The sequence below is a fragment of the Paenibacillus sp. NPDC058898 genome (assembly GCF_049316025.1).
Lineage (GTDB): Bacteria > Bacillota > Bacilli > Paenibacillales > Paenibacillaceae > Paenibacillus_AQ.
This window is the reverse complement of record NZ_JBMOSM010000004.1, coordinates 1-24,368: the sequence shown is the minus strand read 5'-3', so window position 1 is coordinate 24,368 and position 24,368 is coordinate 1. Positions and strand designations below refer to the sequence as shown.

Genomic DNA, 24,368 nt, shown 5'->3' with positions numbered 1-24,368 from the left:
TTCTACGATCTCGGCAGCTGCTTCCGGATATGTCCTTTTACGCTGATGAGTCGTACAGGATCTTCAGAAGCTGTAACCATGCGTTCTGTGCTCGCTGCTTCCCTAATGTCTCCGGACCCGACCATCGTAGGCAAACTGCTCCATATCGAAAATTTGGGAGGTTGGCGCATAGCGAACACGGCTCCTTTTTTGTGTGAATACCTAACAAGCCTTTGTCCACTCAGGATGCCCCATCTCTCCAATATGATGCATGCTGCCCGTCTTTTTTAACCGTTTATGATCTGCTGTCAATAATCAGGGTTACCGGTCCCCAATTGGTTAGCGACACGTCCATCATAGCTCCGAATATTCCGGTCTCAACCTGCAACCCCTTCGCTAAGAGCTCGCGGTTAAACGATTCGTAGAGTGCATTCGCTTCATCCGGTTTGGCGGCAGCCATAAAGTTCGGACGTTTTCCCTTGCGGGTGTCGCCATAAAGCGTAAACTGGGAAACCGATAGAATGGCTCCGCCCACGTCCTGGACGCTAAAATTCATTTTTCCATCCTCATCCTCAAAAATTCGCAGCCCCGCAACCTTCTCGGCAAGGTATTTGGCATCCTTCTCTTCATCCTCGTGCGTCACCCCTACCAGCACCATCAATCCCGCTTCAATCTTGCCTACGATTTCATTGTCAACCGTAACTTGCGCATGCTTACATCTTTGAATAACCACTCTCATAGGTTTAGCTCCTTCTTTTCCATAAGAAAAATGTCTATCGATGTACTCTCTAAGAAGACAGACCGCGTTTATCGGTAGTTTTTCTTGCGATATCAGGCAGACAGATCCTCAGAAGTCTATACTCTGATATCTTAAATTAAAACGGCCTGTCTCCCGCAGGATAACAGACCGCATTCGTATAATCATCCGAGACTGTCCATGTCCATGAAGTCCAAGAGTCCGTTAACCACGCAACCGTGCCATCACTGCATGATTCGATGAACGGTATATACATCCTTCACCCGCTTGATTCGTTCCACAACGGAATGGAGGTGATCCGTATTGCGGATCAAAATCGTCATGTGAATCATCGCCATTTTGTTCTTGTCAGATCGGCCGGTCACTGCGGAAATATTCGTCTTGCTCTCTGATACCGCCTGAAGAACTTCGTTTAACAGCCCGTTACGATCATGGCCTGTCACTTCGATATCGACGCTGTAATTGGCCTCAACGGCCGTTTCCCATTCCACCTCGATTACGCGTGCGGCCTCCTCGCCTTCATCCATGGTCGGCAGATTGGCACAATCCGAACGGTGGACCGATACGCCGCGACCGCGGGTAACGTAACCGACAATATCGTCGCCGGGTACGGGATTGCAGCATCTCGCGAAACGCACAAGCAGGTTATCGATCCCCTTAACGCGTACGCCGTTCGTCGGACGGCTTCGTTTCTCCGCCGGCTTGATTTCCTTCATCTCTGAAGTCAATTCAAGCTGATTCGCTTCCTCCTGCTCCTTACGGAGCTTCTCGGTCACTTTGGTACAGATCTGGGCGGCAGTGATCCCGCCAAAGCCAACCGCGGATAACATATCCTCGATATCATTAAAGGCGAATTTCTTGGCCGCCTCCATTAATTTATCATCGGTCGTCCACTCGGACACCTCAAGACCGAGGCGCTTGATCTCGCGCTCCAGCATATCGCGGCCCTTCTCCACATTCTCTTCCCGTTTCTCTTTCTTGAACCACTGCTTGATCTTACTCCGGGCATGCGAGGATTGGGCAATCTTCAACCAGTCCTGGCTAGGACCGTACGAATGTTTCGATGTTAAAATTTCCACGATATCACCGGTCTTGAGCTGATGATCCAGCGGAACAATTCTGCCGTTGACCTTGGCACCAATGGTCCGGTTTCCTACTTCCGTATGAATTCGGTAGGCAAAATCGAGAGGGACGGAGCCTGAAGGAAGTTCGATTACTTCGCCTTTTGGCGTAAACACAAATACCAAATCGGAAAAAAAGTCCATCTTCAGAGATTCCACAAACTCCGAGGCATCCTTCGTCTCATGCTGCAGCTCCAATATTTCACGGAAGAACGTCATCTTGTTATCAAAGCTGCCTCCGTTGCCTGCGGAACCTTCTTTATAGGACCAGTGAGCCGCGATACCGTACTCCGCCGTACGATGCATCTCCCAGGTCCGGATCTGAACCTCTGTCGGTTCCCCATTCGGTCCGACCACCGTCGTATGAAGGGATTGATACATGTTCGTTTTGGGCATGGCGATATAATCTTTAAAACGGCCAGGCATCGGCTTCCACAAGGTGTGGATGATGCCAAGCGTAGCATAACAATCTTTAATATTGTCCACAATAATGCGAATTGCAAGAAGATCATAAATTTCGTTGAATTGTTTGTTCTTCACCGTCATTTTCTTAAACACACTGTAGATATGCTTCGGCCTGCCGGATAAGTCGGCTTGTATACTCATCTCGTCAAGCTTCTCACGGATACAGACTATGACATTATCGATATACTGCTCTCGTTCAGCACGCTTCTTGTGCATCAAATTCGCAATGCGGTAATACTGCTGCGGGTTCAAGTAACGAAGAGCGATATCCTCCATCTCCCACTTGATCGCGGAAATACCTAGACGATGGGCGATCGGGCAAAAGATCTCTAGCGTTTCATAGGAAATACGGCGCTGGCTTTCCTCGGACTGATACTTGAGCGTGCGCATATTATGAAGCCGGTCCGCCAGCTTAATAACGATCACCCGGATGTCCCGGGCCATCGCGATAAACATTTTACGATAATTTTCGTTCTGCTGTTCTTCTTTGGATCGGAATTGAATACGTTCCAGTTTCGTTAATCCATCCACCAGCAGTGCGCAGGTATCTCCGAAGCGCTCGCGGATCTGCTCGAGCGATACGGTTGTATCCTCAACGACATCATGAAGCAACGCAGCAATAATAGACAACGTGTCCATCTGCATATTCACCACGATGTCTGCAACCGCAAGCGGATGAAGAATATAAGGTTCTCCCGATTTCCGCACTTGTCCGTGGTGGGCTTGCTCCGCAAATTCATAAGCTTCCTGGATGCGGAGAAGATCGGGTTCTTTTATATAGGCGCTGGCCTTTTCGAGTAATCGCTCTATGCCCATTTTGGAGTCCTTCTCTTCCCTTTCTATATAAAATGGAACCCGCCCTTGTCAAAACGTGCAGGTTCCCTCGTGATTGTTTTCCTATCATTATGACGCTTGTGACGTTATACGTCAACATGTCGAGCGTTCAGACACTTATAGTATGCCCGTTTCCGGCTCGGAGACATCAAAACTTGACACCAATTGGATATTTTGACGAACTGTAAAAATTATTGTTGAAAAAACGAACGATTGTATTTAATCTATTAAAGATCGTACGCGAACGGTCCTATATTTAAAGTCCTAAGAGGAGTGAAATGGTTTGCAACGAGAAATTCAAGTTGATGAGAAACTTCCGTTTGGTCCAGGTTTCCTTCTGAGCCTGCAGCATTTGTTTGCCATGTTCGGAAGTACGGTGCTTGTACCGAACCTATTCGGTGTGGATCCCGGCATGATCCTGCTGATGAACGGTATTGGTACACTGCTATACATTTTTTTATGCAAAGGGAAGATCCCGGCATACCTCGGCTCAAGCTTTGCCTTTATCTCTCCGGTTCTGATCGTGCTCGCCAAAGATCCGGATGCCAACTATGGCAAAGCCTTAGGAGCCTTTATCGTTACAGGAGTTATCTTCTGCGTGGTAGCTCTCATCGTTAAATATGCGGGTACCAAATGGATCGACTTTGTATTCCCTCCAGCGGTCATGGGTGCCATCATTGCAATGATCGGGCTTGAGCTTGTACCGGTTGCAGCAGGTATGGCTGGTTTTTTACCAGAAGAGGGACAGTCCATTGATCCGAAAATCATTACGATTTCGCTCGTGACTCTTGGTGTCACCGTATTCGGGGCCATCCTGTTCCGCGGCTTCTCCAAAATCATTCACATTCTGATCGGGATTGTTGTCGGTTATGCTCTGTCCTTCGCTCTAGGCGTGGTAGACACAGAGAAAATCGCGAACGCGAGGTTCCTGTCGGCTCCGGAGCTGACAACCCCGGTATTCGATAACGGGGCGATCTGGACCATCATTCCGGTTGCCCTCGTTGTTATCGTGGAGCACATCGGGCATTTGCTCGTAACAAGTAATATCGTGGGCAGAGACCTTTCCAAAGACCCTGGCCTGCATCGCTCTCTTCTGGCTAACGGTATATCCACCATTCTGTCAGGATTTGTTGGCTCCACACCAAATACCACCTACGGTGAAAATATTGGTGTCATGGCACTCACAAAGGTATACTCGATATTCGTAATTGCCGGAGCAGCCGTTATTGCGATTGTGCTTTCCTTCTCCGGCACGTTCTCCGCTGTTGTAGCCAACATTCCTACCCCTGTAATGGGCGGCGTATCACTGTTGCTGTTTGGGGTTATCGCAGCTTCCGGACTTCGGATCTTTGTTGAGCAAAAGGTCGATTTCTCCAAGGCAAGCAACATGATCCTGGCTACGTTGGTCCTGGTAACAGGGATTAGCGGCGTAACCTTGAAGTTTGGTACCGTCGAGTTGAAGGGTATGGCCCTGGCTACCATTGTAGGTGTCCTCATGGCTCTCCTCTTCAAAGTCTTCGAGATTACCGGCCTCTCCAATGAAAAAAATGATGAGCCGCTCGTAGAGAAAACGCCGGATTGAAAGTAACACCCCTATCCCCAATCGAAAAACGCCCTGAGCTGGTTGCTCAGGGCGTCTATTATTTCCCGGGAAAATCAGGAAGATTGTTGTCGATTACTCGTATTGCATCAATGTAAATACTTCGATTCCATCCAGTTTCGAACGGCCATTGAGATCCGCCAGCTCGATCATGAATGCAGCTCCAACGACGTTTCCGCCCAATTGACGGATGAGGTTAACCGAAGTCGCAATCGTACCGCCTGTTGCAAGAAGATCATCCGCAATCAATACATTTTGACCCTTCTCGATCGCATCGGTATGCATCGCCAAGCGATCTTTTCCATATTCGAGGTCGTATCCCACTTCAATCGTTTCATAGGGAAGCTTTCCGCTTTTGCGAATGGGCGCGAATCCTACTCCAAGAGCATAAGCCAGCGGAGCACCCACGACAAATCCACGAGCTTCGGGACCAGCTATCACATCAATTTTAAGATCGGATACCAAGATCTTCAATTCTTCGATGGCTTTGCGATACACCTCACCATTCTTCAGCAGTGTAGTAATATCTTTGAAGCTGATCCCCGCCTGCGGAAAATCGGGAACGACACGAATATAATCTTTAAAATCCAAAATAATCTCCTCCTGTATAGTTGCGGTTAAGATACGCCTTTTGTGCGGGACATCATCCATTGGGTTAACTGTTCGGTACCGGCATGCAGCAAATGCTGCTCCATATCCGCCAAATCGCTTAGCTCACGGAAGTGACGGGAAGCGTCCAGCGGTTTTTTCTCCGGCTTCGGTATAAAGGTAATTTGTCCCTGGACACGCTGGATGAACGCCAGTTCCTCAAACACATCCAGTACTTTGAGCAGCATGCGTGTAGATAAGGAAGTCTGCTTCTGCAGACGTGCTACAACCTCATTCTCCGACATGGAAGAGGGCGTCATCCCGGCAAGTGAAACGTACAGCTTTTTAAACTGTTCGCGGTCCGGAATTTGCAGACGTTCGTGCAGGTTCCGGGTCGGATGCAGCATGAATATATTGGGAACGGAATGGAAGGCTGACATAAATGCATCCAGTTGTTCAGCCGTTTCCGGTACATCCAGTACGAACAAAACGGAAATAGCTTCTTGACTGTTTTCAGCAATATCATTATCCGGCATGATGCCAGCATTCCTATCATATACCCAAAGGCACATATCATACAATTGACTTTTTATTTCCGGATGTGAATCTTTTGCGTACACCACGGCCGACCGAACTGCAGGGCAACGCAGATGCGGCTCCAGTTCCGCTCTCCACCTCTGAATTTCCTGTAACGGCTCTTTGATCCCGCGGTAGTCAAACACCTGTTGATAAGGAGCGCAGATATCCTGAATCATGAGCTGTACTTTACGACTCCCGTTCCATTCATTCACGGAAAGCTCACCAAGCACATCCACAGCCGTACCTACCGGCAATATATCGGCCAGATGCCCCCATCCGAATGAGATCGCATCCATAACCTCACGCTTCTGCTGCAAGCGAAGCTTCAGATGTTTTCCTTCTTTGCCGATTTTACGAACTTCCTTTATGACAACATCCCGGAAAACGATCTTCGGCACGGCATTCGCCATGCCAAACGGACTTAGCTGTTCAATCTGTTCGATAACGGGCACCGATACCTCCGACAAGCTGGCCTCCAGGTCCGCTTCACAAATTGCGATCAGATGCTCTTCTTCGAGTGCTTCCTCAGCATATCGATGTAGTCCCTGTTCAAATTCCTCCAATCGATCTCGATGGAGGCTCATGCCCGCTGCAGACGGATGGCCGCCAAAATGGTCCATGACGTCCTTGCAGGAGTGCAGAGCAGCATAAATATCAAATCCCGGAATTGAGCGGGCGGAGCCTTTACAGTTCCCCGTCTCGGGATCAATCCCGAGGATAACGACTGGCCTGTAGAATCGCTCCAATATTTTGGATGCCACGATACCAACCACGCCAACATTCCAGCCTTCACCCGCCAATACGATGACAGGAGGAACCTCCTGTCCTCTCCAGCGGTTTTGAACCATGCTAAGCGCTTCCTGGACGATGTTTTCGACCACTTGCTGCCGATCCTTGTTCAGTCCATCCAGTTCCCAGGCAAGCCGTTCCGCTTCATCACGGTGTTCTGTTGTAAGAAGCGTAACGGCACGGCCTGCATGATCCAGACGGCCACTGGCGTTAATCCGTGGTGCCATGGAGAATGCCACATTTACGGCAGTCACCTGCTCCACATGGATCCCCGATACCTCCAGCAAGCATCGAATGCCTTCGTACCTCGTATTCCGCATTGATTCGATTCCGTGCTTCACAAGCACCCGATTCTCCCCCGTAAGCGGCATCAAGTCCGCAATGGTCCCGATGGAAACAATCTGAAGCCATTCCTCCGGTGGTTCTCCAACGAGAGCCTGTGCCAGCTTGTAAGCTACGCCTACGCCTGCCAACCCCTTAAAGGGATACGGGCATGTAGGGAGTTTCGGGTTGATCAGTGCATAAGCTTCTGGCAGCACTTCAGGCGGCTCATGATGGTCCGTGACAATTACGTCGATGCCAAGGCTATTGGCATATGCAATTTGCTCGACTGCACTAATTCCAGTATCTACGGTAATGACTAGACTGACCCCTTGCTGATGGGCCCAATCCAGCGCGTGATTATGTAAACCATAACCTTCATTGGATCGGTGTGGTATATAAATATCATAGGATGCACCCAAGTAGCGCATCAGATGAATCATCAATGACGTGCTGGAAACACCGTCTGCATCATAATCGCCATAGATCAGAATATGTTCCCGATCCTCCAAAGCTTTACGAATACGCGGGACAGCCTCTTGCATCCCCTGCATGAGATAAGGGTCATGCGTTAGCTCAAACGTTCCATATAGAAATCTCCGTCCATCCTCGGCTGATTGTATCCCCCGTGACGCCATGAGTGAAGCCACCATGGGTGGCAGCGACAAATCCTGGGCCAGCCTATCGGTGATCGATGACTCTGCCGAGCGTATTCTCCATTCATATTTGGAATACAGCACAGGGACTCACCTTCCTTTTCCTGCCTTTTTCCTGTTGACTTACAACTGTTAGCTCCAGACGCTACTGCGGCAGTGTCGGCATATCGTTGTCCATTAAGTCATAGTTCGATTTATATGGATAACCCGGTTCATAGGGTACCACGTGAACCTTGGCATCCGTAACCTGAATAAAGCGATGGGTTAACAGTTTCCGGATTCGCTCGGCAATCTCTTGAGCCTCCAATACGGACGTCCGCGGATTCACGGTAATTTTCACTTCAATGTTCACATGACGGATCTGCCCGTATTCCTGAACCTTCAGTTCCTCGATCGTGATCACGCCATGCACTCGCTGAATCGTATCCATGAAATCGGCTTCGTGCTCATGCCGCTTCTCTTCCACGAGCGTTCCATAAACGGAATGAACGATTAGTATATACCCTTTGCGGATCACGAGACAAGCCACAATCAGAGCCGCAACTGAATCCATATAGAGCAGGGGTGTCCATTCAAAATAAGAGCCCCCCATAGCTAGTGACACGCCGATTAATACCGTTAGCGAAGAGTACAAGGCAAATCGATGATCAGCGGACAGCACCTCATACCGGGGATCCTTGTTTCTTTTTATCTGCCGACATTGGTACTGAAACACCGCTTCATTCACCGCGAGTGATATGAAAACAGCAAGCAGTGCCGATTTGGTTGGCGGCTCCAGGTCGCCTGATGCCATGGTTTGAATCGCGGATACTGCAATTTGAATACCGCCCATGATCAATAAAACGGCAAATAGAATCGAAATCACGGGCTCCGTCGTGTCCGAAACCTTCCGTTTGTCCCGAATGGAGCTTTTATTGCCGAATATACCCAGGCTCGGTAAACGATCCACCAATAAAGTCACGGCATTTGCCGCAGAATGCAGAGCATCCCCGATTAGAGCCTTACTGCCGGATAAATATCCGACGATCCCTTTACACAAGGCTAATGCAAAATCCGTTACAATGCCTGTCCAAAGGACAGTCTCCGTATGATTCAAACGTTCATTGCTCACTTGAGGCCCCCCTCAATGTCACTATCGATCCTATATTTATTATCGCTGTTAACTTTAGAAAGCCGCGTCGCCTGCGACGCGGCTTTCTACTTGTATAGGACTCTCTGCTATCTAGACTGCTACGCCAACAGCGGCTGAATTAGATTTCAATCTTATCTTTGCTTGGCTTTGGCGAATTTGGTTTATTGCTGACATTACGCCCCTTAAGGACGAGCCACAACGGACTTGCGATAAAGATCGAAGAGTACGCGCCGAATGCCAAACCGATACAAATTGCCAGAGAGAACATCTGAATCGATTCACCGCCAAGCAGGAGCATGAAGAGTGCAGCGATGAAAACAGACAAAGCTGTATAGATCGAACGTCCGATCGTCTGGGTCAAACTTTTGTTAACCAGATCTTTAAGATCCGAGAATCTTTTAATCTTGGCAAACCTCAGGTTCTCCCTGATCCGGTCGAAGATGACGATCGTATCGTTAATCGAATAACCGATAATCGTCAGAACGGCAATAATGAATGTCAGATCCACCTCGAGACCGAGGATGGAGAAAATACTAATAACAACAAATGCATCATGAAGTAACGCTACAATCGCTGCAATCGCAAACCGCCATTCAAAACGGATGCTGACATAGATGATAATCCCGATACAGGAAATCAATACCGCATAAATTGCGTTTCGGCCCAGCTCTTTTGCCATCTCTGGGTCAACCGTGTTGATCTCGAAGGTGGCCGTTTTATCCAGCTTCTCAATGCCGGAACGCATCTTCAGATCCTGGTCCTCGGTCAGCACCTCGCTGAATCGAATATTCACGCGGTCATTACCAGGAGTAATGCTCGCATCTTCACCGATGCCAGCCTCTTTTAATACGGTATTAATCTGCTCCGTAGTCAGCGGCTTGGAGAGAGATATATCTACGTTCGAGCCAGATTGGAAATCAACTCCATAGTTAAGACCACGAGTCAAGAGAAATACCAAGCCCAGAATCGTAATTGCAATGGATAGAATATAGAAAAATCTGCTTTTGCCTACGAAATCAAAGTTCTTAAAGCTCACGAATGTCACGCTCCTTTACGCCATAATGGCTCGGTTTGCGGGCCCAACCAATATTCACAAGTAGATTGAGCAAGAAACGGGAGAAATAAACGTTCGTGGCAATACTCAAGATAATCTCCAGAATCAATACAAGCGCAAAACCTTTAACCGCGCCGGTACCAAATCCGAACATGACAGCGGCAACGAGTATCGTCGTCAAGTTGGAGTCCATGATGGCTCGCAGGGATGACTTGCCGCCTGCTTTAACAGCTGATGGAACACTCTTGCCCGTTCTGATCTCTTCCCGAATGCGTTCATAGGTGATGATATTGGCATCAACCGCCATACCTATACCTAATATAAATGCTGCAATACCTGGAAGCGTCAACGTAAAGTCAGCCCATACAAAAATAAGAATCAGAAGCCATGTATGCAAAATAAGTGCAAAGCTTGCCAGCAAACCCGGTACGCGATATCTGATTATCATGAACAGCAGAATCGCAACGGACGCGATGAGACCTGCTTCCACCGTTTTCGTAAGAGATTGCATACCGAGCGTAGCTCCTACGCTCTGAGAGTACTTCTCAACCAGCTTCAGCGGCAGGGCGCCGAGATTAATCGTATCCCGGATCTGCTTCGCTTCATCCAGCGAATAGCTCCCCGTAATTTGTGCGGTACCATCCGTTAATGCGGCACGTACCGTCGGAGCTGATAGCAATTGATCGTCCATGAAGATAGCCAGCTCTTGACCGAGAAGACGTCCTGTAATTTCAGCAAACTTCCCTTTGTCCTTCACTTTAATATCTATCATAGGCTGATTAAGCTGGTCATAGGCAACCGATGCGCCGTTCTCGACGAAATCGTCGCCGCGGAGCTCAATCTTACAGAACTCCTCGCCTTCTTTACAGCCGTCATTGCTTCGGAATGTGAGGTTCGCAGGTTCTTTCATCGTTTTTCGAACTTCAGCCTCATCCGTTACGCCTGCCACCTTCAAGCGAATCCGGTTCGCCCCTTCCGGCGTAACCTCAGGCTCAGATGTTCCCATTGCATCCGCACGCTTTTGCAAGCTCTTTGCGGTTTCCTGCAGTGCTTCTTTTGTGACTTGCTGCCCTTCCATCAAAGGCTCTGCTTCATAAAGGATTTCGAATCCACCCTTAAGATCCAGACCTAGACGGACGTCTTTCAGCAAGCCTGGAGTTGTAACGGCCATTAAAACAGTGATCACGAGTACGGTTCCGACGAAACTGATTATTCTCTTCATGCCGTCCTTTGTTCCCCCTTTTTACTCAATATTCCTATTATAGCGATGTCATAAAACCCAGTCAATTTATCAAAATTTGTCGGGTTTATGAATGAACCCTTATATCCGCAAGGCAAAAGGGACCTCTTCGATTAATCGAAAGAAGATCCCTTATATGCTGATATTGTCATATAGTTCATTAAAGCTGTCGCCTTCAAGGACAGAATGTCATTGACCAGTTTGTGGAGGGAGGGGATGCCTTCCTTTTCATATTTACTGCTGACACAGTTCCAAATATCGTCGCTAGTCACATATTCGTACCCAATCAAATGCATTTCCTCAACCTTGCTCAAGCATACCATCTCAATGGTGCTCATCAATTCTTCCTCGCTCATTTGCTCGAGTTCCATGCATATGGCCTCCTCACTGACTCCCTGTTGTCCCTAAGTTACATTCGACAGGATACATTGCTTTCCTTCTATTCCTACCATGTCCTGAAAAAAAAGTAAAGTCATCAGATGGGACAGGTAGGGCATATCCATAAGAATAGCCATGTCGTGTCACCGTATTCAGTCTTAACCAGGGAGTGGGATGGACAGTGAACAAGCAATCATTTATTAAAGGAACGCTGATTTTACTTGCAGCCGGCATATTAAACCGCCTACTCGGTTTTATCCCCCGGATCGCCCTCCCCCGGATCATTGGACCCGAGGGTGTCGGAATTTACCAACTGGGTTATCCCTTCTTTATCGTGCTCGTGACGATCATTACCGGTGGAATTCCGCTAGCCATTGCCAAAATGGTTGCCGAAGCGGAAGGTGCCGGAAAGCGTGATGCTTCCAAGCAAATCCTGCATGTCAGCCTGATGCTGACGCTTACAGCAGGCGCCCTCTTTACGGGACTTAGTCTGCTCCTTGCCCCTTGGGTAACCGGCGTGCTTTTGCCGGACGAGCGTGTATACCAAACCTTTATCAGCATGACACCCATGTTGATCATCATTGCCGTTTCGTCGGTCTACCGTGGATATTTCCAGGGCAAACAGAACATGATTCCCTCCGCAAGTTCCTCCGTGATCGAGACGATTGTCCGAATTATTTGCATGCTCTGGTTTGCGCATCTCTTGATGCCCAAAGGCATCGCTTACGGGGCTGCGGGTGCCATGCTCGGAACAGCCGTAGGGGAACTGATTGGCATGATAGCCCTGCTGCTGCAATATCCGTGGGAGAGACGACCTAGGAATAAACTTTTACCTAAGCCGCAAAAAGTAATATCCGAAAAAACTGCAAAAGAAGACTCTGCATCGAATAAAGGTATCCTGAAACGTTTATTAGGTATTGCATTGCCTGTGACGGGGGGCAAGATGGTAGGTTCATTCTCCTACCTCCTGGAGACAATCCTGACCAATCGCAGCCTGGCCATGGCAGGTATAGCGACATCCGTAGCAACCGCTCAGTATGGAGCACTGCAAGGGATGATCATCCCGCTCCTGTTATTGCCCGGTGCTCTGACGGTATCTCTGGCCATCTCTCTGGTGCCTTCACTCTCGGAAGCAGCCGCCCGCAATGACCGGGCGACCATCCACAAACGAATGAACCAATCCCTTCGGCTAGCCCTTGTCTCCGGAGCTCCGTTTGCCATCATTATGTTTGTCCTGGCTGAGCCATTATGCCTGCTCCTATACGACAACGCGGAGATTAGCGATATGCTCAAAATCATGGCGCCGTTTGCCTTGTTCCTGTATGTGCAGTCCCCGCTTCAAGCTGCCTTGCAAGCTCTGGACCGTCCGGGCCGGGCATTACTCAACACGTTATTTGGGGCGATCATCAAAATGAGCCTCATCGTGTTTTTGGCATCCAATCCCGCCTTCGGCATAATAGGGGCCGTCATTGCCATTATCGTAAACAGCATTGCAGTTACATTACTCCACGGTTTCAGCCTATCGAGACTGATCGGCTTTCGATTCCATCTGCTGGATTATGTCAAAATCGGGGCGGTTATGATCATTATGGGTGCCTGTGTCCTCTATGGGTACAAACATCTTCCGTTTTCGACCGCGCCATGGCTGCAATTTTGGGCTTCCATCGCAATTGGTATTCTGGTCTATTTCATCATGATTTTTATGACCAAGCTGGTAACACCGCGAGATTTGGATCGTGTGCCTGTTGTCGGCACCTGGTTCAACAAATTCAGCCGTCGTTAGATCCTGTCTTTACGGTCAATGTAAATCCGGCCTTTATGGTCAATAGAGCATAGAAAAATATCCTTAAAATCCTTAGCACCGTAATTCTGTATCTCGTTCTTAAGCCAGAACCGCGTTTTATCGATTAATTCAAGGTTCTCGTCCTGCACCTTTCCATCCAATATAAGCGGGATGGGCAGGCCTTCATACGTAATTTTATCGTAAGGAATATCTACGACAGTAGGGTTTTCTTTTTCGGATTGGGATGAAGTAGATGAAAAATTGGTGGCCCCTGAGGTGTTGGATGAACTTGAAGAGTTATTCAAACTGCCGTTGGAGCTGTCCCCCGTATCCTTTGGAATCACGGTGAGCTGACCGGAAGTTTCAAGTATCGCAAATTCAACATCCGCCAGACTGTCAATATCTTTGCCCCTTAGCTGCTGCATCAGATCATCCAGATTATAGCGGAGCTTTGCCATCTCCTTACGGTGCAGCCTGCCCCGGGACACCAATACGCTTGGCTTTCCGTCAGCAAACAGCCGTATATTTCGATTTTTCAGTCCGATGTAAGCAAGACCTACCTGAATGGCAACCAAAACGGCGATAGGAGCAAGTCCCTCCCAAATCGGCTTTTGGACATCTTCCAGAACAAAAACGGCAATCTCTGCAATCATAACAGATATGACCAAATCGAAGATAGACAGTTTTCCGATTTCCCGTTTGCCCATGATTCTCATGGTGACAAAGATGACCACATACATCAGAATGGTCCGCAGAATCAGAATAGTCATATGAGACATAAACAATCCCTCCTAGCTTGTCGAACATTCTCATGTACAGCTATTCTGGCCTGCTATAGCTTTTCCCATTCGATTACAACGGATTAATTAATGGAAATCATGCAAAACCGAATGCAAAACGCTCAGTTTGTACTATATGTACAGGCTTGGCCATACAATTTAATGATCAAGATTAGTTAAGGGGGATGATTCATGGAACCGATCCGGCGAGTTTTCACTTTCAGGATCTCCAATCCGATTCTTTCAGGACTTTTGTATTCTTTTTTCTGGATGTTTCTTGGCGCGTTTGCGTTATCCCTGCTTCTATGGGGCAGCGGACTAGCCGAAGATGATTTATCGTTCTACACGTTTCTCGTACATGCCATCGCAGCCTTTATCGGAGGTTGTGTGAGCGGCAAGCGCGCAGGAAACAAAGGTTGGTATTACGGCTGCCTGACAGGGCTGATATATGGCATTACGCTGCTCGTCATTGGCTTTCTTGCTTTGGATAGTTCTTTATCTCTCGGAGATTTGACGCTGATTGCCACGGTATTTGCCGCCGGCGCCATCGGGGGAATGTTCGGGGTCAACTTAAAAAAATAAAGTTTCGCTCTAACGCTCCTGGCGAGCATCTCACTACAAAAATAATAAAAAACAAAGGCCGACTCCTAAAAGGAATCGGCCTTTGTTATAACGATTACATTCCATATGTAGGTGAAACGTAATTATGCATCCGCATTCACACTATGGCTGATAGAGTTACGATCGAACGTCAACTTCGTTACATCGTTCACTTTCAAGACCACAATATCGTCGGTAATCTCCACAATTGTACCGTGAAGGCCTCCAATGGTTACCACCTTATCGCCCTTTGACAAGGCGCTAAGCATTGCGTTTCTGGTCTTCTGTTTTTTCTGCTGTGGACGAATAAGCAGAAAATAAAAGATGACAAACATCAGAACGAAAGGCAAAACCAACCCTAAAATACCGCCTCCGCCTTGACCTGTACCAGCTGCTAAATCAAACATATCTTTCCCCCCTTTCACAAACTTATCATGATGGCCATGAACTTGCTTTAGAACCCTTTTTCATTATCATGTAGGCCGTACTTATCAAAAAACTCATCGCGGAAATCAAGCAGACGGTCTTCCATAATACTCTGACGCACGTTACGCATCAAATTGAGCAGGAAATGCAGGTTATGATACGTCGTCAATCTTAATCCAAACGTTTCATCACTCTTGATCAGATGACGCAAATAAGCACGCGAGTAGTTACGGCAAGTGTAGCAGTCACATTCCGGATCCAGCGGTCCGTAATCCCTGGCATATTGAGCATTTCGAACGACAAGACGGCCTTGACTTGTCATCGTTGTCCCGTTGCGAGCGATCCGCGTCGGAAGCACGCAATCGAACATATCCACACCACGAATCGAGCCCTCAATCAACGCATCGGGTGATCCGACTCCCATCAAATAGCGAGGTTTATTGTTCGGCAGCAGGGGCACCGTGTAATCCAGCACTTCATACATAAGCTGCTTCGATTCTCCCACACTAAGTCCACCAATAGCATAACCCGGGAAATCCATGGAAGTCAAATCACGGGCGCTCTGACGGCGCAGATCCTCATGCATGCCTCCCTGAACGATGCCGAATAGGGCTTGGTCTTCCGGTCTGGCATGGCTCTTTAAGCAGCGTTCAGCCCAGCGAGAGGTCCGCTCGGTGGATTGTTTAACGTATTCATACTCCGCAGGATAAGGCGGGCATTCATCAAAAGCCATCATAATATCAGATCCGAGCGCGTTCTGAATCTCCATCGCGACTTCCGGGGAGATAAACAGTTTATCTCCGTTCAAGTGGGAACGAAAATGTACGCCTTCTTCCGATATTTTTCTCATTTCTGCTAAGCTGAATACCTGGAAGCCTCCGCTATCGGTCAGGATCGGACGGTCCCAGTTCATAAATTTGTGCAGTCCGCCCGCTCCCTTCACAATATCGTGTCCAGGACGCAAAAAGAGATGATAGGTGTTGCTCAATATAATGTGGGCATCCATAGCTTTTAGTTCTTCCGGACTCATGGTTTTTACCGTTGCCAATGTTCCCACAGGCATAAATGTCGGCGTATCGATCACGCCGTGCGGGGTGTGCACTCTGCCGAGCCTCGCGCCCGATTGTTTGCACGTTTTAATATGTTCATAAGTAACAGCTGCTACCATTGTATTAACCAACCTCCGAATTAATAGATAAACATCGCGTCGCCAAAGCTGAAGAATCGATATTCCTTCTCAACAGCTTCCTTGTACGCCTTCATAATGTGTTCGCGTCCGGCCAGCGCACTGACCAGCATCACCAGCGTGGATTTCGGCAGATGGAAATTCGTAATCAGCGCGTCCACGACGGTAAAAGCATATCCGGGATATATGAAAATGCTTGTCCAGCCGCTGCTCTCACGCAGCGGCTCGCCTTTCAGCGCTGATCCAACCGTCTCCAGCGTTCTGCAAGAGGTAGTCCCTACAGCGATAACCCTGCCGCCGCGCCGCTTCGTTTCATTCAGCAGCTCAGCGGTTTCCTGGGAAAGGGAATAGTACTCTTCATGCATGACATGATCCTCAACCTGTTCCACGGACATCGGACGAAATGTCCCCAGTCCAACGTGCAGGGTAATGAAGGCGATGTCTACTCCCTTGGCCTGAATCTGTTCCAGGAGAGCTTCCGTGAAGTGCAGGCCCGCCGTGGGAGCGGCTGCAGATCCTTCATGCTTCGCATATACGGTCTGATACCGATCGCGGTCATCCAGCTTCTCCTTAATATATGGCGGAAGCGGCATTTGCCCCAGTTCATCCAGGATTTCTTGGAAAATCCCTTTATACGAAAAGGATAGGATGCGAGCACCCATCTCGCCTTCTTCCTCAATGATCGCTTTTAATTTACCGTCCCCAAAGGAAATTACGTTCCCTTTTTTCAGCTTCTTGCCGGGTTTTACAAGTGCTTCCCACCGGTCTTGCCCCATATTCTTCAGCAGAAGGACCTCTGCTTTCGCACCGGTGTCTTCCTTTGCACCGAACAATCGGGCCGGTATGACCTTGGTATCGTTTAATACGAGTGTATCCCCCGGATTCAGGCTGTCTATGATGTCCGCAAACGTTTGATGGCTTATATGTCCGTTCTCTTTGTCCAGCGTGAGAAGCCTGGAAGAGCTTCGATCAAGCAGTGGCGTCTGCGCAATTAAGTGTTCGGGTAATTCAAAATCATACAAATCCACATTCATGTCGTTCAGTCCTTCGTAATAGTCGTGTTGCGGTAATAGTGTTGGAGTATCTGCTTGTAATCATACCCTTCATCTGCCATTCCTTTGGCACCCCATTGGGACATGCCCAGTCCGTGGCCTAAGCCTTTACCGGTAAATTTAAAGCCGGAAGAGCTTTCAATCACACGTGCTTTCCCCGTTCCATTCATCACAACGGTACCGGAACCTTTGACATTTCCGTTGCCGCTCCCTGAGATAACGGATATCGTTTGGCCGCTTGAAACCGTTGATACCGCACCATTCGCGCTCAATACAGTATAACTTCCGGTCGATTCAATATCAAACAATGTGCTTGGCAGTCCGTTAAAAGCCGAGCGGAACATATCCGGATATTTTACGTCCAGCACTTGGCCGTTGGCTTTCACCGTAAGGGCACGTCCAGAAGGGCCTCGCTCCGTTACATCCAGCGAAGTAATAGAAGCAGGCAGGCTGTTAGTGGTTTTTCCTTTTAGAGAGGACAGTAGTTGATCCGAAGTATACGGACCGCGAACCCAGTCATAGCTGTTGGATTCCGCCACTTTCTCAAGGACGACAGCCGTTTCTCCTGGATTCATCTTGCCTACAGGCTCAACGTTCGATTGGATCAATGGCAGTGGGCGTACATTCGTATCCTTGGCGGTAACGGTCATATAGAGGAGCCCTGCCGATGTTTTGTTGCCGGTTTCCTTCACATTGTCCTCACGTACATAACCTGTAGCGCCACTCGGAAGAAGTACATGATACCATGATTTAAGCGCTGCCTGGGATGAGGAATCTCCAGGGCTTTCCACCGCGGCAAACAGATCGTTACGGTTACCCCACACCTCGGTGGAGTCCGCCGTCATTCCTCCGCTATTGGAGGAGAACACGGTTTCCACTATTTTGCCGTCTTTCATGACAACTTCGCCGTCAGTTGCATCCACTGCCTGAATAATGCTTGGATACTCATAGGCGGTCCCATAATAGGCCTGGCTTAGCGTTGTGTCCACGACATGGGCTACTTCGAACTTATTTCCTTGGAAGAGCGCATAACTGCGTGCCGCTACAGCCTGTGCCTTCAGAGCTTCAACACCCCAAGTAGATGGCACCTCGGCTCCAACGACGGAATACAGGTACTGCTGGAACGGCAGTTCATTGACGAGATACAATTGACCGTTCTTTTGTCCAATCTCCAAAGCGCCTCGATAGGAGCGATCCGATCGCTCCTTCACATTCGTTCCGGCACCTGAGCTTCCTTCTACCCGCAGAACCGACTGACCACCTGACAACATATAATGCTGTGTCTCTTGAGGAGTCGCCAGGTTCAGGCTTACATCTCGTCTCATCATCAGACCCGTGGTTGCGGCATTCATTTCAACGAGGGCGCCGGATATTGGAGCAGCTTCCTGTCTGACTGCAGCCAGATCGGCTGTGTTGGCTGCCTCGCCTACCCAAACCTCATAAGCAGATGCACCTCCATTAGGTACCACAACATTGAAGGCATCCATGCCGGCATTTGCATACGTCTTACGTACAGACTCCGCCTCAGCCTCCGATCCGTACGATCCCGCAGACAAATGCAGTCCGCCTTTAACAGAAGGCGTTTGACCATTCAGATATGCAGCCACCGTCTTCGCAGTTCGCGTTGCCGCGTCCACGGCCGCTTTCTCTGTCCCATACATACCGGCATATAGTTTGTATACATTGCCGTCTGCAAACAGCGTCGGTTTGTCATTCGTCGCCTCCAGTTTTTTCGCCGCTTCCGAAGCCGTTTTCCAATCCGTGGTCTCGAGCACCTTGACGCGGTATGTATCCACACTCATTCGGACCTGCTGGTTTGCTGGAATGCTCATCAAAGTCTGCTGAGCACCGGATACAAGCAGCGATGCCGTCAGAGCCTCAGCGGATTTCAGCGTAACGGCATTGGTTGTTGATTTATACTGACTTCCCAGATCCAAAAACATCGCAACTCGAATCGTATCTATTGAAGGAGCGGCCGCATGTACTGCAGGCGCGCTCCATAAGGTTCCGGCAACAGCCAGTGACAAGAGTCCCTTGGTGGTCCAACCGAATAATGATTTCGTCCAGTTCCTATCCATTTAAGTCTTTCCTCCTGTAGCTATTAGGATTTGGTATGAGTGTAATGATTCTATAATCTAACGACGATCTTCAGGGAAGGGAATACCTAAATGTTGATAAGCTGTGGGCGTTACAACCCGTCCCCGGGGTGTACGCTGCAAGAAACCGATCTGCAGGAGATACGGTTCATAAACATCTTCAATGGTTTGGCTTTCTTCTCCAATGGTTGCCGCGATGGTATCCAGACCTACAGGTCCCCCGCGGAAGCTTTTGATCATGGCGTTCATCATTTTATGATCAATAAAGTCCAGTCCCATCGGATCGATCTGCAACATTTTCAGCGCTTCCTGAGCGATGCTTGGCGTTATCATGCCATCTCCTCGAACCTGGGCATAATCACGGACCCGTTTCAAGAGACGGTTGGCAATGCGGGGCGTCCCGCGCGACCTCAGGGCAATCTCTTCTGCTGCCTCTCCTAATATCTCGATCTCCAAAAGATCCGCATTGCGTGACACAATATAACTCAGCTCGTCCACCGTATAGAATTCCAAACGGCTTACCACGCCAAAACGGTCCCTAAGCGGCGCAGAGAGCAATCCAGCCCGGGTAGTGGCGCCAATTAAGGTAAACGGCGGCAGGTCCAGACGTACCGAGCGTGCGCTTGGCCCTTTCCCGATCATAATATCCAGCGCAAAATCCTCCATCGCCGGATACATCACTTCCTCTACCGTCCGGTGCAGCCGATGGATCTCATCAATAAACAGGACATCTCCTTCCTGCAGATTAGTGAGAAGTGCAGCCAGATCCCCCGGTCGCTCGATTGCCGGACCGGAGGTCGTACGGAGATTAACGCCAAGCTCATTGGCGATAATATTCGCCAGTGTCGTTTTGCCGAGTCCCGGAGGACCGTACAACAACACGTGGTCAAGCGCTTCGTTACGCATTTTTGCCGCTTCGATATATACCTTGAGATTTTCCTTAACTTGATTCTGTCCTATATATTCAGCCAAATAGCGTGGACGTAGACTAAGCTCGACAGCCTGTTCGTCCATCATTAGATTGGCGGAAATAATTCGATCGTCCATCTATATTAAACTCCTCTCCTGCAGCGATTCTCTATCTAACCAGCGAATAGCTGCTGCAGTGCCCGCTTCATGAGCACATCGACGGATTCGCCGCTTGCGCCGGAATCCTTGATCTTCAGCCAGACTTTATCCAGCTCGCTATCCGTATAACCAAGCGCCTTCAGCCCCTCGCGAGCCTCGGACCACGCCGAGCCGCTATCATCCGATTCAGGCTCCTGGATGGCAAAAAGACCGGTCATCATGCTCGCATTTCCGAAACCCTCAAGCTTGTCCTTCAGGTCCAGAATCATGCGCTGCGCTGTTTTCTTACCGATTCCCGGAAGCTTGATTAAGAAGGATACATTCTCCTGGTAGATGGCGGAAACCACATGATCCGGTGATCCCCCACCCAATATGCCGAGCGCCACACGCGGACCGATACCCGAGACTTCGATCAGTTTACGGAACAGCTTCTGTTCCTCCCGTGTCGGAAAGCCAAACAGCAGGATGGCATCTTCACGGACATGATGATGTGTAAACACCGTGATGGTTCCTTCGGTTTTGGCAAAGGCATACGGATTCGGACAGAACACCCGGTATCCTACCCCATGAACATCCAGTACAATATATTCACTCTCTAAGTGGACTACCTGTCCCCGTAAAAAATCGATCATTTTCGCAATACCTCATTTAACTTGGAATTCAGTGTATAGGAATGCGCGTGACAGATCGCTACTGCCAATGCATCCGCCACATCGTCAGGTTTGGGAATGCTCTGCAACTTTAGGAACATCCTGATCATCTCCTGTACCTGTTTCTTCTCGGCCTTGCCATAGCCGACAATCGCCTGCTTCACCTGCATCGGCGTATATTCTGCAATCGGGAGCCCGCGCTGGACCGCAGCCAGGATAAGAACTCCTCTGGCCTGGGATACGGACATCGCCGTGGTTACGTTGCGGTTAAAAAACAATTTCTCGAAAGCAACGGCCTCAGGCTCATATTTATCAATAAGCTGCTGCATGCCTTCGTACACGTGTTGCAGCCTCTCTTCATCCGGTGTATGGGCTTCCGTCTGGATACAGCCATACTGTACCGGTGTAACTTTACTTCCAACCTTATCTACAAACCCGAAACCTACAATCGCAATCCCGGGGTCGATCCCTAAAATGCGCAAACCAATCTCTCCTCTGATGAAGCGAACATATGTATCGTTCTCTCATTATAACAAAAGATCGACCTCTGTTGAGGAAAAACTTTGATCCTTTAAGCAACCGTTACGTATCCACTATATTGAGACCGCTGACATCCCCCTCCAACGCAAAAAACTGCCCGGAAAAATTCCGGGCAGCAGCATTTTCAGTCACCAAGCGACAAAGCAGGGACAATTTTAAGGGGTCGGGTTCATGACATTCTCAGCCATATCCCGTGCATAATCGCTAAAGGTTGACAGAACACTGTTATACTCTTCCATATCTTGGATTCGAATACCTTCTTCAAGCTGCTTGATCACATCTTTGGGCAAAGAAGACTCCATCGAACCGACATCCAGCTGAAAGAAGGTCCGCATCACTTTCTCATCTTCCGGTGGGCCATCAAACAACGTTAAGTTTCCTTGGGAGTCGATACTCATATAAGCTTGCCTCTTACAGGTGGGGGAGAGGTCGGATACGGTGTGCTCCAGCCAAACTACTCCTTTGTTATCCAAGCGTCCCTGCCATAAAGGATTTTTATTCATCAGTTCATAAATACCGTCCGCCGTAAGCTTACCCAAATCCTGCTCTTCGATGCCACATACATAAGTGATGCGAACATGAACATGCTTCTTTCCCTTCGAGGTATTCAGCTTCTGCATAAATTCCCTCTGATCCTGCCGGCGTTCTTCCAACTTATCATCCGCGATCTGCAAGTAATGCATCGTTTCTACGGCCAGTGGCGTTTCGTCGGATGCAGCAGTGAGCAGCTTATGCATCTGATCCTTTATATTCTGGCCGGTCCATATCATGATACCTGCGATCAATAGGATTGCACAGGGCCAAATCGCGCGTCTCCAGCGTCTCCACCGTTTTCTGAACAGCTTCTTAAAGAAATGAAAAACACTCAAGGTTATCCCCTTCTATTCAATGTTTTTCATATTGTGACCGGGAAGCTGCCAAATTATTCAGTTCCGCTTTTGCCATTAACATCATTTTCATTCCATAACAAAGAAAGACTGCTTTCAGTGTAACTGAAAGCAGTCTTTCGATTCGAATCGGGATGACACGATTTGAACATGCGACCCCCTGGTCCCAAACCAGGTGCTCTACCAAGCTGAGCTACATCCCGTTAATTAATGCCGGTGAAGGGACTCGAACCCCCACGGTTTCCCTCACGATTTTGAGTCGCGCGCGTCTGCCAATTCCGCCACACCGGCACAATGAAATTTCATATAGAGTAAGCAATTTAGTTTAAAAAATGGCACGCCCTGAGAGATTCGAACTCCCGGCCTTTTGATTCGTAGTCAAACGCTCTATCCAGCTGAGCTAAGGGCGCAAAATGGAGCGGACGACGGGAATCGAACCCGCGACCCTCGCCTTGGCAAGGCGATGCTCTACCGCTGAGCCACGTCCGCAATGTAAATATGTATTCCGTCTCAAGCTCTCTTGGTAAAGATGGTGAGCCATGAAGGACTCGAACCTTCGACACCCTGATTAAAAGTCAGGTGCTCTACCAACTGAGCTAATGGCTCTTATTACTAAGAGTAAAGAATGGCGGAACTGACGGGATTCGAACCCGCGATCTCCTGCGTGACAGGCAGGCATGTTAGGCCTCTACACCACAGTTCCATGAGGCATTATCGCTATCGCGATATAAATTGGTTGCGGGGGCAGGATTTGAACCTACGACCTTCGGGTTATGAGCCCGACGAGCTACCGAACTGCTCCACCCCGCGTCATTAAAAGGGTTGCTTGTATGGGACCCCCGAAAAGTAATCGGAATTACTTGCGAAGCATGAGCTTCACTTTTTGGGGATAAATCATGGTGGAGGCTGAGGGGATCGAACCCCCGACCCTCTGCTTGTAAGGCAGATGCTCTCCCAGCTGAGCTAAGCCTCCGTCTGGAATGTTGTTAAAGATAATGGTGACCCGTAGGGGATACTCTCACTTCGTTCGAGACTGCGAAGTCTATGCTTACGAAGTTACCCTCCGACGAACCGACGGGATTCTCATCCCCTGATGCATTAAAGAAAGTGGTGACCCGTAGGGGATTCGAACCCCTGTTCCCTCCGTGAAAGGGAGGTGTCTTAACCCCTTGACCAACGGGCCATATATGCAGTCCTTGCTGGCGGAGAGAGAGGGATTCGAACCCTCGAGACGCTTTTGGCGCCTACACGATTTCCAATCGTGCTCCTTCGACCAACTCGGACACCTCTCCATAAGTGGCTCCCCGAACAGGACTCGAACCTGTGACAACTCGATTAACAGTCGAGTGCTCTACCAACTGAGCTATCAGGGAATATGTATCCGCTTGGCGACGTCCTACTCTCCCGGGACCCTTCGGTCCAAGTACCATCGGCGCTGGAAGGCTTAACGGTCGTGTTCGGTATGGGTACGCGTGGAACCCTTCCGCTATCGCCACCAAACGTATATTCAGGATCCGGCATCGCCAAATGCCGTGATCATCTTCCTTGCAAGTATAACTTGTACACTTACAATTCAGTTTTGATCACCTGAAAACTAGATACGAAACGAATTTGCGTGTTTTAGAATCCGTAGCATTTCCCCCATGCAATATCGGGGTCCCCGGAAAGTATTCGGCGTTGCTTCAAAGCTTCGCTTCACTTTTTGGGGTGTTATTTGGATAAGCCCTCGACCGATTAGTATTGGTCAGCTCCATGCATTGCTGCACTTCCACCTCCAACCTATCTACCTCGTGGTCTTCAAGGGGTCT

The 24,368-nt window shown here is 49.0% G+C and carries 21 protein-coding genes, 11 tRNA genes and 2 rRNA genes; 3 read left to right on the top strand and 31 right to left on the bottom strand.

What is annotated here, in order from left to right; translation table 11 throughout:
• Positions 1-2 precede the first annotated feature (2 nt).
• The 3 genes from ACOZB4_RS12105 to ACOZB4_RS12095 form a co-directional block, all read right to left on the bottom strand.
• A complete protein-coding gene (locus tag ACOZB4_RS12105) occupies positions 3-170 on the bottom strand; it encodes a hypothetical protein (protein ID WP_179090560.1) in 168 nt (55 codons plus the stop codon).
• Positions 171-274: 104 nt separating this feature from the next.
• On the bottom strand, positions 275-718 hold the full coding sequence (gene dtd, locus ACOZB4_RS12100; RefSeq protein ID WP_100535765.1) for a D-aminoacyl-tRNA deacylase: 444 nt from the start codon (positions 716-718) through the stop codon (positions 275-277).
• A 242-nt stretch (positions 719-960) separates the two neighbouring features.
• A complete protein-coding gene (locus ACOZB4_RS12095; RefSeq protein WP_339271635.1) occupies positions 961-3,138 on the bottom strand; it encodes a bifunctional (p)ppGpp synthetase/guanosine-3',5'-bis(diphosphate) 3'-pyrophosphohydrolase in 2,178 nt (725 codons plus the stop codon).
• A gap of 301 nt (positions 3,139-3,439) precedes the next feature.
• On the opposite strand from ACOZB4_RS12095, the gene uraA reads away from it, so the two are divergent.
• Entirely contained in the window at positions 3,440-4,738 is a 1,299-nt protein-coding gene (gene uraA, locus ACOZB4_RS12090; RefSeq protein WP_379415425.1) for a uracil permease, read from the top strand.
• 93 nt (positions 4,739-4,831) lie between these two features.
• Here the strand turns inward: uraA and ACOZB4_RS12085 are convergent, their stop codons facing one another.
• The 6 genes from ACOZB4_RS12085 to ACOZB4_RS12060 all read right to left on the bottom strand — a co-directional run bounded on the left by ACOZB4_RS12085 (position 4,832) and on the right by ACOZB4_RS12060 (position 11,486).
• Entirely contained in the window at positions 4,832-5,347 is a 516-nt protein-coding gene (locus tag ACOZB4_RS12085; protein WP_076320441.1) for an adenine phosphoribosyltransferase, read from the bottom strand.
• Between the two features lie 26 nt (positions 5,348-5,373).
• Positions 5,374-7,773 (bottom strand): single-stranded-DNA-specific exonuclease RecJ, encoded by a 2,400-nt coding sequence (recJ, locus tag ACOZB4_RS12080; RefSeq protein WP_379415422.1) that lies wholly within the window; start codon positions 7,771-7,773, stop codon positions 5,374-5,376.
• A 61-nt stretch (positions 7,774-7,834) separates the two neighbouring features.
• On the bottom strand, positions 7,835-8,800 hold the full coding sequence (locus ACOZB4_RS12075; RefSeq protein ID WP_339271629.1) for a cation diffusion facilitator family transporter: 966 nt from the start codon (positions 8,798-8,800) through the stop codon (positions 7,835-7,837).
• A 139-nt stretch (positions 8,801-8,939) separates the two neighbouring features.
• The gene (secF, locus tag ACOZB4_RS12070; protein ID WP_098742581.1) at positions 8,940-9,857 is read right to left on the bottom strand and encodes a protein translocase subunit SecF; all 918 of its coding nucleotides are present in this window, start codon (positions 9,855-9,857) and stop codon (positions 8,940-8,942) included.
• Complete coding sequence (gene secD / locus ACOZB4_RS12065) at positions 9,847-11,097, bottom strand: protein translocase subunit SecD (RefSeq protein ID WP_076320437.1); 1,251 nt, start codon at positions 11,095-11,097, stop codon at positions 9,847-9,849. The genes secF and secD overlap by 11 nt, the downstream gene beginning before the upstream one ends.
• Positions 11,098-11,228: 131 nt before the next feature.
• Positions 11,229-11,486, bottom strand: coding sequence for a post-transcriptional regulator (locus ACOZB4_RS12060; protein WP_076320436.1), 258 nt, complete (start codon positions 11,484-11,486; stop codon positions 11,229-11,231).
• Between the two features lie 188 nt (positions 11,487-11,674).
• Between ACOZB4_RS12060 and spoVB the strand changes: the two genes are divergently transcribed.
• On the top strand, positions 11,675-13,276 hold the full coding sequence (gene spoVB / locus ACOZB4_RS12055) for a stage V sporulation protein B (RefSeq protein ID WP_379415416.1): 1,602 nt from the start codon (positions 11,675-11,677) through the stop codon (positions 13,274-13,276).
• Here the strand turns inward: spoVB and ACOZB4_RS12050 are convergent.
• A complete protein-coding gene (locus ACOZB4_RS12050) occupies positions 13,273-14,055 on the bottom strand; it encodes a YetF domain-containing protein (RefSeq protein WP_379415414.1) in 783 nt (260 codons plus the stop codon). The genes spoVB and ACOZB4_RS12050 overlap by 4 nt on opposite strands.
• 192 nt (positions 14,056-14,247) lie before the next feature.
• Here ACOZB4_RS12050 and ACOZB4_RS12045 point away from each other — a divergent pair, with 192 nt between their 5' ends.
• Complete coding sequence (locus tag ACOZB4_RS12045; protein WP_076320433.1) at positions 14,248-14,637, top strand: TIGR04086 family membrane protein; 390 nt, start codon at positions 14,248-14,250, stop codon at positions 14,635-14,637.
• A 122-nt stretch (positions 14,638-14,759) separates the two neighbouring features.
• Here ACOZB4_RS12045 and yajC read toward each other — a convergent pair whose 3' ends face one another.
• The 21 genes from yajC to ACOZB4_RS11940 form a co-directional block, all read right to left on the bottom strand.
• Entirely contained in the window at positions 14,760-15,062 is a 303-nt protein-coding gene (gene yajC, locus ACOZB4_RS12040; protein WP_379415410.1) for a preprotein translocase subunit YajC, read from the bottom strand.
• A 47-nt stretch (positions 15,063-15,109) separates the two neighbouring features.
• A complete protein-coding gene (gene tgt, locus ACOZB4_RS12035; protein ID WP_339271620.1) occupies positions 15,110-16,249 on the bottom strand; it encodes a tRNA guanosine(34) transglycosylase Tgt in 1,140 nt (379 codons plus the stop codon).
• Positions 16,250-16,269: 20 nt separating this feature from the next.
• On the bottom strand, positions 16,270-17,301 hold the full coding sequence (gene queA / locus ACOZB4_RS12030; protein ID WP_379415405.1) for a tRNA preQ1(34) S-adenosylmethionine ribosyltransferase-isomerase QueA: 1,032 nt from the start codon (positions 17,299-17,301) through the stop codon (positions 16,270-16,272).
• A 5-nt stretch (positions 17,302-17,306) separates the two neighbouring features.
• On the bottom strand, positions 17,307-19,397 hold the full coding sequence (locus tag ACOZB4_RS12025; RefSeq protein WP_379415401.1) for a SpoIID/LytB domain-containing protein: 2,091 nt from the start codon (positions 19,395-19,397) through the stop codon (positions 17,307-17,309).
• Between the two features lie 57 nt (positions 19,398-19,454).
• Entirely contained in the window at positions 19,455-20,462 is a 1,008-nt protein-coding gene (gene ruvB, locus ACOZB4_RS12020) for a Holliday junction branch migration DNA helicase RuvB (RefSeq protein WP_379415398.1), read from the bottom strand.
• Positions 20,463-20,497: 35 nt separating this feature from the next.
• Complete coding sequence (ruvA, locus tag ACOZB4_RS12015; protein WP_339271613.1) at positions 20,498-21,115, bottom strand: Holliday junction branch migration protein RuvA; 618 nt, start codon at positions 21,113-21,115, stop codon at positions 20,498-20,500.
• On the bottom strand, positions 21,112-21,615 hold the full coding sequence (ruvC, locus tag ACOZB4_RS12010; protein WP_379415394.1) for a crossover junction endodeoxyribonuclease RuvC: 504 nt from the start codon (positions 21,613-21,615) through the stop codon (positions 21,112-21,114). Before ruvC ends, ruvA begins: the two co-directional genes overlap by 4 nt.
• A 213-nt stretch (positions 21,616-21,828) precedes the next feature.
• Positions 21,829-22,542, bottom strand: a complete 714-nt coding sequence (locus ACOZB4_RS12005; RefSeq protein ID WP_379415391.1) for a BofC C-terminal domain-containing protein — start codon at positions 22,540-22,542, stop codon at positions 21,829-21,831.
• 147 nt (positions 22,543-22,689) lie between these two features.
• A tRNA-Pro gene (locus tag ACOZB4_RS12000) sits at positions 22,690-22,763 on the bottom strand.
• A gap of 8 nt (positions 22,764-22,771) precedes the next feature.
• Positions 22,772-22,851, bottom strand: a tRNA-Leu gene (locus ACOZB4_RS11995).
• A 42-nt stretch (positions 22,852-22,893) separates the two neighbouring features.
• Positions 22,894-22,970 (bottom strand) — tRNA-Arg (locus ACOZB4_RS11990).
• A gap of 4 nt (positions 22,971-22,974) precedes the next feature.
• Positions 22,975-23,049, bottom strand: a tRNA-Gly gene (locus ACOZB4_RS11985).
• A 41-nt stretch (positions 23,050-23,090) separates the two neighbouring features.
• Positions 23,091-23,166, bottom strand: a tRNA-Lys gene (locus tag ACOZB4_RS11980).
• A gap of 20 nt (positions 23,167-23,186) precedes the next feature.
• Positions 23,187-23,263: transfer RNA gene (locus tag ACOZB4_RS11975), tRNA-Asp, on the bottom strand.
• Positions 23,264-23,293: 30 nt separating this feature from the next.
• Positions 23,294-23,370: transfer RNA gene (locus ACOZB4_RS11970), tRNA-Met, on the bottom strand.
• Positions 23,371-23,457: 87 nt separating this feature from the next.
• Positions 23,458-23,533, bottom strand: a tRNA-Val gene (locus tag ACOZB4_RS11965).
• Between the two features lie 135 nt (positions 23,534-23,668).
• Positions 23,669-23,743, bottom strand: a tRNA-Glu gene (locus ACOZB4_RS11960).
• 17 nt (positions 23,744-23,760) lie between these two features.
• Positions 23,761-23,852, bottom strand: a tRNA-Ser gene (locus ACOZB4_RS11955).
• 5 nt (positions 23,853-23,857) lie between these two features.
• A tRNA-Asn gene (locus ACOZB4_RS11950) sits at positions 23,858-23,933 on the bottom strand.
• Positions 23,934-23,943: 10 nt separating this feature from the next.
• A 5S ribosomal RNA gene (gene rrf / locus ACOZB4_RS11945) occupies positions 23,944-24,060 on the bottom strand.
• A gap of 214 nt (positions 24,061-24,274) precedes the next feature.
• A 23S ribosomal RNA gene (locus ACOZB4_RS11940) occupies positions 24,275-24,368 on the bottom strand; the annotation flags it as partial.

Bases quoted from the DNA above. Each gene is read 5' to 3' on its own strand.
- ACOZB4_RS12105 (WP_179090560.1), bottom strand. From the start codon at position 170: ATGCGCCAACCTCCCAAATTTTCGATATGGAGCAGTTTGCCTACGATG.
- dtd (WP_100535765.1), bottom strand. From the start codon at position 718: ATGAGAGTGGTTATTCAAAGATGTAAGCATGCGCAAGTTACGGTTGAC.
- ACOZB4_RS12095 (WP_339271635.1), bottom strand. From the start codon at position 3,138: ATGGGCATAGAGCGATTACTCGAAAAGGCCAGCGCCTATATAAAAGAA.
- secD (WP_076320437.1), bottom strand. From the start codon at position 11,097: ATGAAGAGAATAATCAGTTTCGTCGGAACCGTACTCGTGATCACTGTT.
- ACOZB4_RS12060 (WP_076320436.1), bottom strand. From the start codon at position 11,486: ATGGAACTCGAGCAAATGAGCGAGGAAGAATTGATGAGCACCATTGAG.
- ACOZB4_RS12050 (WP_379415414.1), bottom strand. From the start codon at position 14,055: ATGTCTCATATGACTATTCTGATTCTGCGGACCATTCTGATGTATGTG.
- ACOZB4_RS12045 (WP_076320433.1), top strand. From the start codon at position 14,248: ATGGAACCGATCCGGCGAGTTTTCACTTTCAGGATCTCCAATCCGATT.
- yajC (WP_379415410.1), bottom strand. From the start codon at position 15,062: ATGTTTGATTTAGCAGCTGGTACAGGTCAAGGCGGAGGCGGTATTTTA.
- tgt (WP_339271620.1), bottom strand. From the start codon at position 16,249: ATGGTAGCAGCTGTTACTTATGAACATATTAAAACGTGCAAACAATCG.
- queA (WP_379415405.1), bottom strand. From the start codon at position 17,301: ATGAATGTGGATTTGTATGATTTTGAATTACCCGAACACTTAATTGCG.
- ACOZB4_RS12025 (WP_379415401.1), bottom strand. From the start codon at position 19,397: ATGGATAGGAACTGGACGAAATCATTATTCGGTTGGACCACCAAGGGA.
- ruvB (WP_379415398.1), bottom strand. From the start codon at position 20,462: ATGGACGATCGAATTATTTCCGCCAATCTAATGATGGACGAACAGGCT.
- ruvA (WP_339271613.1), bottom strand. From the start codon at position 21,115: ATGATCGATTTTTTACGGGGACAGGTAGTCCACTTAGAGAGTGAATAT.